Raw genomic sequence first — 15,170 nt, 5'->3', positions numbered from 1 at the left:
GGGCGATGGGGATCAGTCAATGGCCCACCCTTCCGGTTTGAACTTCGGGTCGGCATAGTGGCCGATCTCCATCTCGATCCCATGCGCCAACTGGCTGCCGTCAAGTTTCGCCGGCGCGGGGTGGCGATAGACGGCGTCACTGCCATCAACGGACTGCGCGTCACTGTCCTTGACCGCGCCAAGCCGCTCGGCGAGCCGGATCGAGTCGAGATTCATGGGGTCGATATAGCTGACGGCGGTGGTCCAGCCCTTTTGCTGGTACAGGAACCGGCGCACCGCATGGGTCGCCTCCAGCGCAAAGCCCTTGCCAGCCCTGTCGGGCCAGATCACCCAGGCGATTTCAGCCTCGGGCCACATCGCCGGTTTCCAGCCGCCGGCCATGCCATAGGTCTCGTCGCTCGCCTTGTCGTGGATCATCCACATGCCATAGCCGCGAATCTGCCAATGGCCGATCTCGGCGGCATAGAGCATCCAGGACTCATAGGGGTTCAGCGGGCCGCCCATGAACCGCGCGCGATAGCTGGTGAAGGTGCTCTTGAAATCCGGGTAATCCTCGGCCTCGGGGCCGCGCAGGATCAGGCGTTTGGTTTCGATCACCGGGATGGAAGGGGCAAGATCGGTCATGCCGCGCCCTCCGCCTTGGCCAGCGCCTCGGGGCCGGGGTGGCGATAGGCCATCTCGGTCTCATCGGTGACGTTGGTGTAGTCGCGTTCGTATCGGGCACCCAGCCGTTCGGCCAGCGCGACAGAGCGCGCGTTGCCCGGAAAGATGTTGCTGGTTAGCGTGGTAAAGCCCATGGACCCATAGGCATGCGCGCGCGCGGCCTGCGCCGCCTCATAGGCATAGCCTTTGCCCTCACTGCCCTCGAACATCACCCAGCCCAGTTCCGGCTCGGGCCAGCCTTCGGGGTTCCACAGGCCGACGATCCCGATGATCTGGCCGCCCTCGCGGGTTTCAACCGTCCAGAAGCCATAGCCGTGCAGCGCCCAGTGACCGATATTGCCAGCGAACCAGCGCCAAGCCTCGTTGCGGGTTTTCGGCCCGCCAAAGCCCCAGCTGCGGCCCTCGTCGGCAAAGAACGCGGCGAGCGCGTCGAAGTCGCGCGCCTCGGGGCCGCGCAGGATCAACCGCCCGGTCTCCACGGTGGGGATATGAAGGGTGAGCGCGCTCATGCGTAGGCTTCCATCCCGCCATCGGAAAGGTCGCCGGGGGCCGGGTGGCGCCAGATCTGCATAAACCCGTGGCGTTCATGGGTGAAATCACCGTCATGGTGCGCACCCAACCGGGCGGCCACGCGGGCCGAGCCGGTATTGGCCGGTTTCACCAGGCTGATCGCGGTTTGCCAGCCCAGCACGTCATAGGCATAGGCGCGCGCGGCACCGCCAGCCTCGGTGGCATAGCCTTTGCCCTCGTGCCCGTTGAACAGATCCCAACCGATTTCCGGTTCGGGCCAGCCTTCCGGTTCGAACAGCCCGACCATGCCGATGGCCGCGTCGCTGTCCTTTGCGGTCACGGTCCAGCGGCCAAAGCCCTTGAGCGTCCAATGCCCGATTTCCATCGCCAGCATGCGCCAGCTGCCCTCGGCGTTCAGCGGGCCGCCGACGAAATCGGCGCGCGGGCTGGCATAGAAAGCGGCGAAGGGGCCGAAATCCTGCGGACCCGGGGCGCGCAGGATCAGCCGTTCGGTCTCAAGCGTGGGGATGGCAAGCGCTGTCATCACTTCTTCTTCCCGAACCCGCTCAGCCCGGAGGGCAGACCCATGCCGCCGCCGAGGCCGGGAAGCCCGCCGCCGCCGCCCATCTGGCGCGCCGCCTGTTCCAAGGCCTTGGGGTCCATGCCGGCGGCCATGTCTTCGGGCAGGCCACCCTTGCCGAACATGCCCTTCATGGCCTGTTTCAGCATCTTGCCTTTGCCCATCTTGCCCATCTTCTTCATCATGTCGCCCATCTGGCGGTGCATCTTGAGAAGCTTGTTCAGATCGCTCACATCAAGCCCGGCGCCCTTGGCGATCCGTTTCTTGCGGCTGGCCTGCAACAGCTTGGGGTTGGCGCGTTCCTTTTTGGTCATCGATTGCACCAGAGCGATCTGGCGGCGGATGATCTTGTCGTCGAAACCGGCCTCTTCGACCTGTTTCGCCATTTTGCCCATGCCGGGCATCATCGACATCATGCCTTCCATGCCGCCCATCTTGAGCATCTGTTCCAGCTGCATCTTCAGGTCGTTCATGTTGAACTGACCCTTGACCATGCGGCGCATCATCTTTTCGGCCTGTTCGGCCTCGATGGTTTCCTGCGCCTTCTCGACCAGCGCGACGATGTCGCCCATGCCAAGGATACGACCGGCGATCCGGTCGGGCTCAAAGGTTTCCAGCGCATCGGTCTTTTCGCCCAAACCGACAAAGCGGATCGGCTTGCCGGTCACGGCGCGCATCGACAGCGCGGCGCCACCGCGTCCGTCGCCGTCCATCCGGGTCAGAACAACGCCGGTGACGCCGATCTTGTCGTCGAATTCAGCGGCGACATTGACCGCGTCCTGACCGGTCAGGCCATCGACCACCAGCAGGGTCTCGCGCGGCTGGGCCACGTCGCGGACCTGTGCCGCCTGCTGGATCAGTTCTTCGTCGATATGCAGCCGGCCGGCGGTGTCCAGAATGTAGACATCATAGCCACCCAGCAACGCCTGGGTCTTGGCGCGTTTCGCGATGGCGACCGGATCCTCGCCCTTGACGATCGGCAGGGTGTCGACGCCGATCTGGCTGCCCAGAATCGCAAGCTGTTCCATTGCGGCGGGGCGGTTGGTGTCGAGCGAGGCCATCAGAACCCGCTTGCCCTCCCGCTCCTTGAGCCGTTTGGCCAGCTTGGCGGTGGTCGTTGTCTTGCCCGAGCCCTGAAGCCCGACCATCAGGATGGGCGCTGGCGGGTTGTCGATCTTGAGCGCCCCGGGGTCGCCCTCGCCGCGCAGCACATCGACCAGCGTGTCATGGACGATCTTGACGACCTGTTGACCCGGGGTGACCGATTTGGTCACCGCCTGGCCGGTGGCCTGTTCCTGCACCTTTTTCACAAAGTCGCGGGCAACGGGCAGCGATACGTCCGCCTCAAGCAGGGCGACGCGCACCTCGCGCAGGGCAGTCTTGACGTCCTCTTCCGAGAGCGCGCCTTGTTTGGTCAGCCGGTCGAAGACACCGGAGAGGCGTTCGGATAGATTTTCAAACATGGGCCAGCAGGCTCCTTCTCCGGTTTTCATATGTCGCCCCAAAGATAGGAGCGGGCGGTTCAATTCTCAAACCCCCTCGACGGGCGAGGGGAAATCCCCAAACAGTTTTGCCCCCACGGGCGAAACTCGCTGGTGGGGGGCGATCCCTGATAGGCGGGACCGGAAGACTTTGCGCTCCCGGATGGTTGGAACGGCGGTTAAGGGGTTTGCGGGCCAGAGTCAAGTTTGCCAGTGTCAAGCTTGGTGAGGGCAAACGAAAACGGCGCGCCCAGAGGCGGGCACGCCGGTGTCGGACAGCGTAACGCTGGCGGGAGAGGGGCGCGACGGATCAGGCTCAGGCGGCCAGTGCGTCGACCTGGGCCTCGGCCGCCTTCAGCGTAGCTTCGGCATCAAAGACCATCTGGTCGGCATGGACGAATTGCACGTCGGTGATGCCGAAGAAGCCCAGCATCTGCCTGACCCAGCCTGAGGCAAAGTCGATCTCGGAACCGAACTTGGTCCCGTCCGAGGTGAAGACGACGATGGCGCGCTTGCCCTTCAGCAAGCCTTCGGGGCCGGCTTCGGTGTATTGGAAGGTCTCGCCCTTGCGAGCCAGATGGTCGAACCAGGACTTGAGTTGGCCCGGCACGCCGAAGTTATAGACCGGCAGACCGATCAGCAGGACGTCGGCGGCGCGGACCTCGGCCAGCAGCGCATCGGAATAGGCGGCGATTTCGGCCTGCGCGACGTTGCGGCTTTCAGCTGGGGTGAAGACTGCGCCGATCCAGTTGCCGTCGATTGCGGGCACACCGGCAGAGAGGTCGCGCGTTACCACCTCGGCATCGGGGTGGGCGGCGGTCAGTTTTGCCTGAGCGCGATCCAGCAGCTTGTGCGAAACCGAAGCTTCGCCCTTGATCGAACTGTTGATCCTAAGAACATGGGTCATCTTTGAAACTCCGCTGGGGGGTGTGTTGCTTTGGGTCAGAGAGATACGCCTTGCGTCAGTGTACGCAATTGCTCAAAAAGCAGGGGGGCCTGTGATCTGATGCACATAGATCTGATGCACATAGTCGGAGAAGCGTATGGACAACTGGGACGAGATCCGCACCGCGTTCCAGGTGGCGCGGATGGGCACCGTCAGCGGCGCGGCCGAGGTGCTGGGCGTGCACCATGCCACCGTCATCCGCCATATCGACGCGATCGAGAAACGGCTGGGGGTCAAGCTGTTCCAGCGCCACGCGCGCGGCTATACGCCGACCGAGGCCGGAACCGACCTGTTGCGGGTGGCACAGGCGACCGAGGATCAATTCAACCAACTCTCCGGCCGGCTCAAAGGGCAGGGCGACGGGGTGACGGGCGAATTGGTGGTGACCTCGCTGGCCTCGCTGTCGCCGCTGCTGGTGCCTGTGATGAGCGCGTTTCAGGCGGAACATCCGGGCCTGATCCTGCGGTTCCTGACCGGGGAAAGGCTGTTCCGTCTGGAATATGGCGAGGCGCATGTGGCGATCCGCGCGGGTTCGATCCCGGATCAACCCGACAATGTGGTGCAGCGGTTCGCGCATCTGCCCGTGGCGTTATATGCCAGCGAATCCTATGTCGCGCGCCACAGCGTACCAGACTCGGTCGAGTCGTTCGGCGATCACCACTTTATCAGCGCCGATGACCCCGACACCCCCGCGCCTTATTACAAATGGCTGCACAGCCATGTGCCGGATACGGCGATCACCTTTCGCGGCAATAGCCGCGAAGCCTTGTCCGAGGCGATTCTGGCCGGGGCTGGCATCGGGTTCATGTCAACATGGGCGGCGGCGCGCGAATCCGGCCTGGTGCAGGTGATCCCCCCGCGAGAGGAATGGTCCGCGACGCTGTGGCTGGTCACCCATGTGGATCTGCATCGCACCAACAAGGTGCAAAGCTTTCTGACCTTCCTCAAGGATCACGCGCAGGGGTGGTGCACATGAGCGCCGGTGCCGATGCGGACAAACGATCCCGGCTAAGCCCGCATCTGCAGGGTCATCTGGCGATGCTGACGTTTTCGGCGCTGGTCGCGGGGTCGTTTTCGCTGGGGGCGCAGGTCGCGAACGAGATCGCGCCGGCGGCGCTCACGGCGGCGCGGTTCGCCATTGCGGCAGTGGTGATCGGGACGCTGGCCGCCGCCACCGGCAAGATGACGCGGTCGGCCTTTACCGCACCTTGGCGCTATCTGCTGCTGGGCGGGATTTTTGCCGCCTATTTCGTGCTGATGTTCGAAGGGCTGAAGACCGCCGCGCCAATCAGCGCCGCGGCGGTCTTTACCCTGACCCCGATCCTGTCCGGCCTGTTTGGCTGGTGGATCCTGCGACAGGTCACCACCGCACGCATGGCGGGTGCGCTGGCCGTGGGGGCGGCGGGGGCGGTCTGGGTGATCTTTGATGGCGACTGGCAGACGGCAAAGGCCTTCCATATCGGCAAGGGCGAGGCGATCTATTTCATCGGTTGCATCGCGCATGCGGCCTATACCCCGATGGTGCGGCGGCTGAATCGCGGGGAACCGGCGGTGATGTTCACCTTTGGCATGCTGGTGGCGGGGTTTCTGGTGCTGCTGGTCTATGGCTGGTCCGACATCCGCGCCACCAACTGGATGGCGTTGCCGCCCATTGTCTGGATCGGGCTGTTCTATCTGGCGATCTTTACCAGCGCGATGACATTCGTTCTGCTGCAATTCGCCACGCTGCGGCTGCCCTCGGCCAAGGTGATGGCCTATACTTATCTGACGCCGTCCTGGGTGATCTTGTGGGAAATCGCGATGGGCCACGGCGCGCCACCCGCGCTGGTGCTGGTGGGGATCGCGATGACGGCGGTGGCCTTGATTCTGTTGCTGGAGCAGGACGGCTGACATGAAACGGTCATCGGCACCGGATAAGAGGGTGACATGACCGAAGAAGATATTTGCCTCACCGTTTCGTTTCCGGCCCGCAAGGGTGGGGTGCTTTTGGCCCCTGTCGGGCTTGCCACGCCACATGCGGCGCCGCTTTCCGTCACGGTCCAGGGCGCCGGGGTGCGCCTGATCGCGGACCCGCTGGCGGCGCAACATGCGATGGAGCTGACGCCCACCGCCGAGCAGGTCGAAATCGCGTGGCGCTTCATACGCAGCGGCGCGCCCTATCCCGAGGCCCTGTTCACCCCGCGCGACAGCCGCTTTACCCGCAGCGCGGCGGCGTTGAGCACAGAGATGCGCGAGATTGCCGATGGCCGCGATCCGGCGGGGATCAAGGCGCTGGCCGATCATGTCGCGGGGCTGTTTACCTATGGCCACCCGGGCACCCGTTTCTATGACGGTCAGGACGAGATCCCGCAAATCTGTTCGCTGACGGTTGGGTCTTGTGTCGATATCAACGCCTATTTCATCGCCGCCTGCCGTGCGGCGGGCTATGAGGCGGGATATGTCACCGGCTATTTCATCCCCGATCAGAAACGCACCCATTGCGAGGATATGCATTGCTGGGTGGTGACCCGCACCGAGGGGCTGGTGCAGGAATGGGACATCGCCCATCACCTCAAGCTTGGCACCCGCGAGATCCGGCCGGGGCTGAATCCCAAGCCGGGGGTGCGGGTGCCGATGGCGCATTCGATGGGGCTCAGCTTTGCCGCCGCCGGGCTGCACGATATAAAGCTGCTGGGCGAGCCGTGGTGGATCGAGGCGGACGGAACCTTCAGCCGGCCGGATCTGGAGATCCGGTTTCAGGGCTATCGCGCTCTGGCGTATTGAGCTCGGTTTCGAGAAACCGCTCGAACGCATCCAGGTTCACCGGCTCGAACTGACCGAACCCCTGCATCCAGACACTGGCGGGGCGCAGGGCGTCGGGCTCCAGCTTGCACCATTTGACCCGGCCGCGCCGCTCTTGGCTGATCAGCCCGGCGCGGCTCAGGATGGAAAGATGCTTGGAGATGGCGGCCAGCGACATCTCGAACGGCTCGGCCACATCCGTCACCGCCATGTCGTCTTCCAGCAGCATCGACAGGATCGCGCGCCGCGTAGGGTCGGCGAGGGCGGCGAAAACCATGTCGAGCGGATTGATCATGACCCAGCCCCTAGCGCCGGGCGGCGGCAATCGTCAACCATTTGGTTGAATATGCTCTTTTGCCGGTTTCGCGCCCACGTGCCGGCCCCTGGCGTGGCCCCCGCCCCTTCTTCTTGCTGAAAATGCTCACTAAAACAGCGTGTTACGGGTTTTCTTGGGGTGTCATTCTAGTGATTGACTCTATGCCCTCGCCCGCTTAGCACCATGCTTGAAAAAGCGAGGGGTAATCGCCGGTGAGTGATGAGGACCAAAAGCAGCGCATGGCGCAGCTGGAGGCACGGATCGCAGCGGCGAAAAAGGCGCAGGCGCCAACACCCCGTGCGGATGAACATTATTCTCAGGCGCAACATGCCTGGCGGATGGTGGTCGAACTTGTTGCCGGTCTTGGGATCGGCTTTGGCATCGGATACGGGCTGGACAGCCTGTTCGGGACGATCCCGATCTTTCTGGTGCTGTTTACAATGCTGGGCCTTGCCGCCGGAGTGAAGACGATGCTTCGCACGGCGCAAGAACTCCAGGAGCAGAAATTGGCCGAAGAGGCCGGACGAGACGACGAGAGGGACTGAACGTGGCAACCGAAGCGCATGGTGCAGAACACGCCGCCGAGAGTGGCGGCCTGGTATTCCACCCGATGGATCAGTTCATCGTGAAACCGCTGTTCGGAGGCGACACGCTGGCTTGGTACACGCCGACCAACGCGGCTCTGTGGATGGGGCTTTCGATCGTGGCAATCGTCGTGCTGCTGGTCATGGGCACGTCGCGCCGCGCTGTTGTTCCGTCGCGGATGCAGTCGATCGCCGAGATGGCCTATGGCTTTGTTCACAAGATGGTCGTGGATATCTGCGGCAAGGAAGGGGTGAAGTTCTTCCCCTATGTGATGACGCTGTTCATGTTCATCGTGTCCGCCAACTTCCTCGGGTTGCTGCCGCTGTCCTTCTCCACCACCTCGCATTTCGCCGTCACCGTGGTGCTTGCGATGCTGGTGTTCCTGAGCGTGACAATCCTTGGCTTCGTCAAGAATGGCGCCGCCTTCCTTGGTCTGTTCTGGGTATCGAGCGCGCCCCTGCCGCTGCGCCCGATCCTCGCGATCATCGAATTGATTTCTTACTTCGTTCGCCCCGTCAGCCACTCCATTCGTTTGGCCGGCAACCTGATGGCGGGCCACGCGGTGATCAAGGTGTTCGCAGGCTTTGCCGCGCTCACCATCGTCAGCCCGGTGTCGGTTCTGGCGATCACCGCCATGTACGGTCTGGAGGTCCTCGTGGCCTTCATCCAGGCCTATGTCTTTACCATTCTGACCTGTGTGTATCTGAAGGATGCGCTGCATCCCTCGCACTAAGGTTCGACCCGTATCCTAACAACGCAACTTTCCATCCTAAGGAGTACTCAATATGGAAGGCGATCTCGCACACATCGGCGCAGGCCTCGCAGCAATCGGTTCCGGCGCAGCCGCAATCGGGGTTGGTAACGTTGCCGGCAACTTCCTGTCGGGGGCCCTGCGCAACCCGTCGGCCGCAGCCGGTCAGACCGCGACCCTGTTCATCGGTATCGCATTTGCAGAAGCACTGGGCATCTTCTCGTTCCTGGTTGCTTTGCTGCTGATGTTCGCCGTTTAAGCGCCTTCGGAACATCTGATCCTTACGGTCGGGCAGCCCGGGATTAACCCGCGCTGCCCGAAGTAGGCTAAGTTCCCAAGGAGGACGACATGGCAACTGAGACGCACGACGCAGGTCAAGCCGCTGTCGACATGGCACATGGCGCCGCCGAAAGCGGTCCGGGCATGCCGCAGCTGGATTTTGCGACCTTTCCGAACCAGATTTTCTGGCTGGTTGTCACGCTTGTGGTGATCTACCTGATTCTGTCGCGGGTGGCGCTGCCGCGCATTGGCGGCATTCTGGCCGAACGTGCCGGGACCATCACCAACGATCTGGCCGCAGCCGAAGACCTCAAGGCGAGAGCCGCCGAGGCCGAAGAGGCGTACAACAAGGCACTGGCCGAAGCCCGGTCCGAGGCACAGCGGATCTCTGCTGAGGCGCGGGCCGAAATTCAGGCCGATCTCGATCTGGCCATCGAAAAGGCCGATGCGGACATCGCGGCAAAAACCGCCGAGTCCGAGAAGGCAATCGCTGCCATTCGTGCCAGCGCGCTGGAAAGCATCGAAGCAGTGGCCAAAGACACCGCGGCGGAAATCGTCACGGCGCTGGGCTTCAAGGCCAACGCGGCTGCCGTTACCGGCGCCATCACCGAGCGGATGAAAGGGTAAGACAGATGCGTAATTTGACCGCCCTTCTCCTGAGCCTCGGCTTTGCCAGCCCCGCGCTGGCCGCCAGCGGCCCGTTCTTCTCGCTGCACAACACCAACTTCGTGGTGTTGATCGCCTTTCTCGTCTTCGTCGGGGTCCTGTTCTATTTCAAGGTTCCCGGCATGATCGGCGGGGCGTTGGACAATCGCGCCGTTGGCATCAAGGCCGAGCTGGACGAAGCCCGTGCTCTGCGCGAAGAGGCACAGACACTGCTGGCCTCGTATGAGCGCAAGCAGAAGGACGTGCAGGCACAGGCCGAACGGATCGTGGCACATGCCCGGACCGATGCCGTTGCGGCTGCCGAACAGGCCAAGGCCGATCTGGAGAAATCCATCGTCCGCCGTCTGGCTGCGGCCGAAGACAAGATTGTTTCGGCCCAGACCGCTGCGATCAAGGCGGTTCGTGATCAGGCCGTGACCATCGCGATTGCGGCTGCCAACGATGTGATCGCCAAACAGATGAGCGCTGCCGAAGGCAACAAGCTGATCGACGGGGCCATCGCAGAGGTGGACGCCAAGCTGCACTGAGCTTCAGGCGCAGATCTGAAACGACAGAAAACCCGGCCAGTGGCCGGGTTTTTCTTTTGCGTGATGGCTTGTTTGGCGGTGGGCATGCGCGGGGGCTTGAGCGAAACGCGGGTCTTGCCCCGGCTCTGACCGCAGCATTTATCCTCTGCGGCTGTCGCGTCCGGTTTCGTGTTGCAGACGCTGTTGCGCGATCGCCTCGTTCTTTTCGGCTCGTTTGTGATCCTCCAGCGCGGATTGGACATAGTCCAGATGCGCCTCGACAGCTGCGCGGGCTCCGGCGGGATTGCGGGCCTGAAGCGCGGTGTTGATCGCCCGGTGCTGGTCCAGCAGGGCGGCGCGCGAGGTGCGCTGTTTGAACATCACCTGACGGTTATAAAACACACCCTGACGCAGCAGATCATACATCGACCGCATCATGTGCAGCATCACCACGTTGTGGCTGGCATCGATGATGGCTGAATGAAACTGCGCGTCCAACTGGGCCTCTTCCTCGGCATTGTTGGACCGGCCTTGCGCCGCTTCCATCTTGCCAAAGATCGCCTGTATCACCTTCAAATCACTCTCCGAGCCAAGCCGCGCAGCGCGTTCAGCGGCCAGCCCCTCCATGTCGCGGCGAAACGAAAGATAGTCGAACACCGCTTCGTCATGGCTGCCGAACAGCCGGATCAGCGCCGGAGAAAACGCCGACCCGAGGACATCGGCGACATAGATCCCCGACCCCGCCTTGGTGGCCAGAAGCGCCTGCGCCTGAAGCTCGGCCACCGCCTCGCGCAGCGAGGGGCGCGACACACCAAGCCGGTCAGCAAGATCGCGTTCGGACGGCAACCGTTCACCCGGACGCAGGATACCGCGCAAGATCAGCTTTTCGATCTGACGGACAACCGAGGTGGACAGTTTTTCGGGCTGGACCTTTTGAAAGGGCATTGCGATTTCCAGATGAGTATAGGGCGTTATAAGGCCGCACCGGGCATGCCTCAACCGCAATCAGGGGGCGCAGCCACGACCGCCGAGAACAGGACGCCGGCGTGCAAGATCTGGTTAAGGGGATCTGTGCCACACTGGGTGACATGCGATGCCTTTGTTTGATCTTCTGCCTTGTTCTGATCGGCTGCAACACGCCCTCGCCGCATTTCCGGGGGCAGGCGGCAACCCGGATCGCGGTCAATGACAGCGTGTTTGATGTGCGCCTGCGGTGGCATCTGGCCGAAGCGATCCGCGTGAACCCGCAATACGCGCCCCGGTTCGGTCCGATCCGGGACCGGGCGGGGCTGGCAATGGCATTGGTCAGTGGCTGTTCGGTGACAAAGGTGCTGGGCGATCAGGCGCTGGCGACCGGGCGGATCGCCTGCCCGGACCGGAAGGCTCCGATCGAGCGGCTGAACACGGGCTGCCAGCTTTTGCCGGGGGCGGCGGCAAAAGCGGGGTATCCGGTTTTTCGCTGCCGTATCGCGTCTTCGGCGGTTCGTCGCGCAGAATAGCGTGAAAACGTCAATATATTGGGGATAACTGCGGCTTCCACGCCAGATACAGCGGTAAACCCGTTGACTCACGGCGGGGCAAGCGACCACATTTCAGGTTCAACTGGAATCAAGATGGCCTGCCCGTGCGCTTTACCAAGCTCAGACTGACCGGCTTCAAAAGCTTTGTTGACCCGACCGACCTGTTGATCGCCCAAGGGCTGACCGGGGTTGTCGGGCCGAATGGCTGCGGTAAGTCGAACCTGTTGGAAGCGCTGCGCTGGGTGATGGGCGAAACCCGCGCCAAGGCGATGCGCGGCTCGGGCATGGAAGATGTGATCTTTGCCGGCTCCGGGTCACGGCCAGCGCGCAACTTTGCCGAGGTTTCGCTGTTGATCGACAATTCCGAGCGGCTGGCGCCGGCGGGGTTCAACGACAGCGATACGCTTGAGATCCTGCGCCGGATTACCCGCGATGTCGGCAGCGCCTACAAGGCCAGTGGCAAGGATGTGCGCGCCCGCGATGTGCAGATGTTGTTCGCCGATGCCTCGACCGGGGCGCATTCGCCGTCCTTGGTGCGGCAGGGCCAGATCTCGGAACTGATCAACGCCAAACCCACCGCGCGCCGCCGCATTCTGGAAGAGGCGGCGGGGATTTCCGGCCTGTACCAGCGTCGCCACGAGGCCGAGCTGAAGTTGCGTGGAACCGAGACCAACCTGACCCGCATAGATGACGTGTTGGAGCAGCTTGCGACGCATTTGGGGCAGTTGGCGCGCCAAGCCCGACAGGCGGCGCGCTATCGCGAGATCGGAGAAAGCCTGCGTCTGGCCGAGGGGATGTTGCTGTATCGGCGCTGGCGCGAGGCGGACGAGGCGCGCGCAAGCGCCGAGGCTGTGTTGCGCGAGCGTACCACTGGGGCGGCGCAGGCCGAAAGTGCCGCGCAGCAGGCCATTCGCGCCCGCGCTAGCGCTGACGAGGCGATGCCGCCGCTGCGTGAGGAAGAGGCGATCGCCGCCGCCGTGCTGCAACGCTTGCAGGTCGAACGCAACACGCTAAGCGACGAAGAACTTCGCGCGCGCAAGACGATCGAGACACTGACCGCACGGATCGACCAGCTTGCCCGCGATATCGAACGCGAGGCTGGGCTGAACCGCGACGCGGGCGAGACCATTGAGCGGCTGGAATGGGAAGCGCGCGAACTGGCCAAGGCGGGCGACGGACAGGACGACAAGCTGAGCGAGGCGGCAGAGCAATCGCACGAGGCCGCCGCCGTGTTGCAGGAACGCGAGGAAATGCTCAGCCAGGTGACCGAGGATGTGGCGCGTCTGGCCGCCCGGCACCAGTCGGCGCAGCGGCTTTTGGACGACAGCCGCAAGATGCTGACGCGATCGGAAGACGAAGAGGAAAAGGCCCGCCGGGCCGTGGCCGAGGCCGAACAGGCGTTGCAGGGGGCTGATGAGGCCTTCGAGACGGCGCAGGAGGCTGCGGAAGAGGCGCAGGAAGCCGCCGAATCCGCCGAAGAGACTCTGGCCGCCGTGGACGAGATGCGCAACGACACTCAGGCGCGCGAATCCGAGGCCCGCGCGCAGCGCTCTGAGGCCGAGGGCGAGGCGGGTGCTTTGCGCGCCGAGACCACGGCGCTGGCCAAGCTGGTGGCGCGTGACACCGCCGAGGGCGGGCAGTTGCTTGACCTGCTGCGGGTGACGCCGGGCTATGAAAAGGCTCTTGGCGCGGCGCTGGCCGACGATCTGCGCGCCCCCGTGGTCGATGAAGACGGCCCCTCGGGCTGGGCCACGCTGCCCGGCTATGGCGCCGCGCAACTGTTGCCGGACGGGATCACGGGGCTGGCCAATTATGTCACCGTGCCCGAGGTGCTGGGCCGCCGTATCAGTCAGATCGGGGTGGTCGAGGCCGAGGACGGGGCGCGGCTGCAACCGCTGTTGCAACCGGGGCAACGGTTGGTCACGCTGGAGGGCGATCTGTGGCGCTGGGACGGGTTCCGTGCCTGGGCCGAGGACGCCCCCTCCGCCGCCGCGTTGCGGCTGGAACAGTTGAACCGGCTGGAAGCCCTGAAACAGGAGCTGGAGCAGGTCACCGCCCGGGCTGAGGGCACCCGCGCCGCCCATGAAAGCCTGAGTCGCAAGCTCATCGAGGTGACCGAGGCCGACAAGGCCGCCCGCGACGCCCGACGCGCTGCCGATCAGCGTGTCGCTGACGCCGCCCGCGCCATGAGCCGGGCCGAGTCCGAGCGCAATCTGGCCGGAGGCCGGTTGGAAAACCTCGGGCTGGCGGTGACGCGCCACAAGGAAGACGCGATGGCCGCGCGCGCGCAGCTGCGCGAGGCCGAGGCGGGGCTGACCGAGCTTGGCGATCTGGACAGCGCCCGGGCGCAGGTCGAGGCGATCAAACAGACGGTCGAGGCGGCGCGCATCACCATGTTGACCCGTCGTTCAGCCCATGACGAACTGCGCCGCGATGGCGAGGCGCGAATCAAGCGCCAGCAAGAGGTGACCAAGGAAATCAGCGGCTGGAAGCACCGGCTTGAGACCGCCGAACGCCGCATCGCGGAACTGGTCGAACGCAAGGAAGCCTCGGAGGAAGAGCTCGATATCGCTCGCGCGGTGCCCGAGCAGATCGCCGAAAAGCGTGAGGAGCTGACAGAGGCGTCCGAGCAGGCCGAGGCCCGCCGCGCGACCGCCGCCGATGCGCTGGCCACCGGAGAGATCACCCAGCGCGCCGCGATTCAGGCCGAGCGCGATGCCGAGCGTCACGCCTCGGACGCGCGCGAGGGGCGCGCCGCCGCCGAGGCGCGGACAGAGGCCGCCCGCGAGATGGTGCAAAGCGCCGCTGAACGTATCGCGGAAGACATGCAGCTGACCCCGAACCAGCTGTTGAACCAGCTTGACGCTGCGCCCGAGGACATGCCCGCCGCCGATGAACTGGAGGCCGACGTGAACCGCTACAAACGGCAGCGTGACGCCTTGGGGGCAGTCAATCTGCGCGCCGAAGAGGACGCCCGCGAAGTGCAGGAAGAATTCGATACCCTGTCTCGTGAAAAGACCGATCTGGAAGAGGCGATCAAGACCCTGCGCAGCGGGATCGCGGGCTTGAACCGCGAGGGGCGCGAGCGGCTGTTGACCGCATTCGAGCAGGTGAACAGCAATTTCACCATGCTGTTTCGTCACCTGTTCGGCGGTGGCGAGGCGAATCTGGTCATGGTCGAAAGCGACGATCCGTTGGAGGCCGGGCTGGAAATCATGTGCCAGCCGCCGGGTAAGAAATTGTCCACCCTGTCGCTGCTGTCGGGCGGGGAACAGACCCTGACGGCGCTGGCGCTGATTTTTGCGGTGTTCCTGGCCAACCCGGCGCCGATCTGTGTGCTCGACGAGGTCGACGCGCCGCTGGATGATGCCAATGTGACCCGGTTTTGCGATCTGCTGGACGAGATGTGCCGCCAGACCGACACGCGGTTCCTGATCATCACCCACCATGCGGTGACCATGGGCCGGATGGATCGCCTGTACGGTGTCACCATGCAGGAACAGGGCGTCAGCCAGCTTGTCTCGGTCGACCTCAAAAAGGCCGAATCACTGGTGGCGTGACGTGGCGCGAACGCAGGATTGCACCC

General features: G+C 64.0%; 17 protein-coding genes. 10 read left to right on the top strand and 7 right to left on the bottom strand.

Annotation, left to right across the window (positions count from 1 at the left end; translation table 11 throughout):
* Nucleotides 1-12 precede the first annotated feature (12 nt).
* The 5 genes from E1B25_RS11910 to E1B25_RS11890 form a co-directional block, all read right to left on the bottom strand.
* Nucleotides 13-624 carry a GNAT family N-acetyltransferase gene (locus tag E1B25_RS11910; protein ID WP_132829532.1) on the bottom strand — a complete coding sequence of 204 codons (612 nt, stop codon included), beginning with the start codon at nt 622-624 and terminating at the stop codon, nt 13-15.
* Nucleotides 621-1,172, bottom strand: coding sequence for a GNAT family N-acetyltransferase (locus E1B25_RS11905; RefSeq protein WP_132829530.1), 552 nt, complete (start codon nt 1,170-1,172; stop codon nt 621-623). Before E1B25_RS11905 ends, E1B25_RS11910 begins: the two co-directional genes overlap by 4 nt.
* Nucleotides 1,169-1,717 carry a GNAT family N-acetyltransferase gene (locus tag E1B25_RS11900; protein ID WP_132829528.1) on the bottom strand — a complete coding sequence of 183 codons (549 nt, stop codon included), beginning with the start codon at nt 1,715-1,717 and terminating at the stop codon, nt 1,169-1,171. The genes E1B25_RS11905 and E1B25_RS11900 overlap by 4 nt, the downstream gene beginning before the upstream one ends.
* Entirely contained in the window at nt 1,717-3,216 is a 1,500-nt protein-coding gene (ffh, locus tag E1B25_RS11895; protein WP_132829526.1) for a signal recognition particle protein, read from the bottom strand. Before ffh ends, E1B25_RS11900 begins: the two co-directional genes overlap by 1 nt.
* A 334-nt stretch (nt 3,217-3,550) precedes the next feature.
* Complete coding sequence (locus E1B25_RS11890; protein ID WP_132829525.1) at nt 3,551-4,141, bottom strand: FMN-dependent NADH-azoreductase; 591 nt, start codon at nt 4,139-4,141, stop codon at nt 3,551-3,553.
* Between the two features lie 136 nt (nt 4,142-4,277).
* On the opposite strand from E1B25_RS11890, the gene E1B25_RS11885 reads away from it, so the two are divergent.
* Genes E1B25_RS11885 through E1B25_RS11875 form a run of 3 tightly spaced genes read left to right on the top strand, consistent with a single transcriptional unit; the run spans nt 4,278 to nt 6,943 of the window.
* A complete protein-coding gene (locus E1B25_RS11885; RefSeq protein ID WP_132829523.1) occupies nt 4,278-5,156 on the top strand; it encodes a LysR family transcriptional regulator in 879 nt (292 codons plus the stop codon).
* Nucleotides 5,153-6,070, top strand: coding sequence for a DMT family transporter (locus E1B25_RS11880; RefSeq protein WP_132829521.1), 918 nt, complete (start codon nt 5,153-5,155; stop codon nt 6,068-6,070). Before E1B25_RS11885 ends, E1B25_RS11880 begins: the two co-directional genes overlap by 4 nt.
* 36 nt (nt 6,071-6,106) lie before the next feature.
* Nucleotides 6,107-6,943, top strand: coding sequence for a transglutaminase-like domain-containing protein (locus E1B25_RS11875; RefSeq protein WP_132829519.1), 837 nt, complete (start codon nt 6,107-6,109; stop codon nt 6,941-6,943).
* On the opposite strand, the gene E1B25_RS11870 is transcribed toward E1B25_RS11875, so the two are convergent.
* Nucleotides 6,888-7,256 carry an ArsR/SmtB family transcription factor gene (locus E1B25_RS11870; RefSeq protein ID WP_132829517.1) on the bottom strand — a complete coding sequence of 123 codons (369 nt, stop codon included), beginning with the start codon at nt 7,254-7,256 and terminating at the stop codon, nt 6,888-6,890. The two genes, E1B25_RS11875 and E1B25_RS11870, sit on opposite strands and share 56 nt — an antisense overlap.
* A gap of 233 nt (nt 7,257-7,489) precedes the next feature.
* On the opposite strand from E1B25_RS11870, the gene E1B25_RS11865 reads away from it, so the two are divergent.
* The 5 genes from E1B25_RS11865 to E1B25_RS11845 all read left to right on the top strand — a co-directional run bounded on the left by E1B25_RS11865 (nt 7,490) and on the right by E1B25_RS11845 (nt 10,085).
* Nucleotides 7,490-7,822, top strand: a complete 333-nt coding sequence (locus E1B25_RS11865) for an AtpZ/AtpI family protein (protein ID WP_132829516.1) — start codon at nt 7,490-7,492, stop codon at nt 7,820-7,822.
* Between the two features lie 2 nt (nt 7,823-7,824).
* The gene (locus E1B25_RS11860) at nt 7,825-8,595 is read left to right on the top strand and encodes a F0F1 ATP synthase subunit A (protein WP_206338544.1); all 771 of its coding nucleotides are present in this window, start codon (nt 7,825-7,827) and stop codon (nt 8,593-8,595) included.
* A 52-nt stretch (nt 8,596-8,647) separates the two neighbouring features.
* A complete protein-coding gene (locus E1B25_RS11855; RefSeq protein WP_084351458.1) occupies nt 8,648-8,872 on the top strand; it encodes a F0F1 ATP synthase subunit C in 225 nt (74 codons plus the stop codon).
* Nucleotides 8,873-8,961: 89 nt separating this feature from the next.
* A complete protein-coding gene (locus E1B25_RS11850) occupies nt 8,962-9,519 on the top strand; it encodes a F0F1 ATP synthase subunit B' (RefSeq protein WP_132829514.1) in 558 nt (185 codons plus the stop codon).
* A 5-nt stretch (nt 9,520-9,524) separates the two neighbouring features.
* Entirely contained in the window at nt 9,525-10,085 is a 561-nt protein-coding gene (locus E1B25_RS11845; RefSeq protein ID WP_132829512.1) for a F0F1 ATP synthase subunit B, read from the top strand.
* Nucleotides 10,086-10,223: 138 nt separating this feature from the next.
* Here E1B25_RS11845 and E1B25_RS11840 read toward each other — a convergent pair whose 3' ends face one another.
* On the bottom strand, nt 10,224-11,009 hold the full coding sequence (locus tag E1B25_RS11840) for a FadR/GntR family transcriptional regulator (RefSeq protein ID WP_132829510.1): 786 nt from the start codon (nt 11,007-11,009) through the stop codon (nt 10,224-10,226).
* A gap of 101 nt (nt 11,010-11,110) precedes the next feature.
* Between E1B25_RS11840 and E1B25_RS22545 the strand changes: the two genes are divergently transcribed.
* Both E1B25_RS22545 and smc read left to right on the top strand, forming a co-directional pair.
* Nucleotides 11,111-11,563: a hypothetical protein gene (locus E1B25_RS22545; protein ID WP_245510700.1), complete on the top strand. Its 453-nt coding sequence runs from the start codon at nt 11,111-11,113 to the stop codon at nt 11,561-11,563.
* A gap of 125 nt (nt 11,564-11,688) precedes the next feature.
* Nucleotides 11,689-15,144, top strand: a complete 3,456-nt coding sequence (gene smc / locus E1B25_RS11830) for a chromosome segregation protein SMC (protein ID WP_132829508.1) — start codon at nt 11,689-11,691, stop codon at nt 15,142-15,144.
* The last annotated feature ends 26 nt before the right edge of the window (nt 15,145-15,170 follow it).

Origin of the sequence: Antarcticimicrobium sediminis (genome assembly GCF_004348975.1) — a bacterium.
In the GTDB taxonomy this organism is placed as follows: domain Bacteria; phylum Pseudomonadota; class Alphaproteobacteria; order Rhodobacterales; family Rhodobacteraceae; genus Antarcticimicrobium; species Antarcticimicrobium sediminis.
Note: the sequence above shows the minus strand (reverse complement) of the source record. Positions and strands in the feature narration are given on the sequence as shown.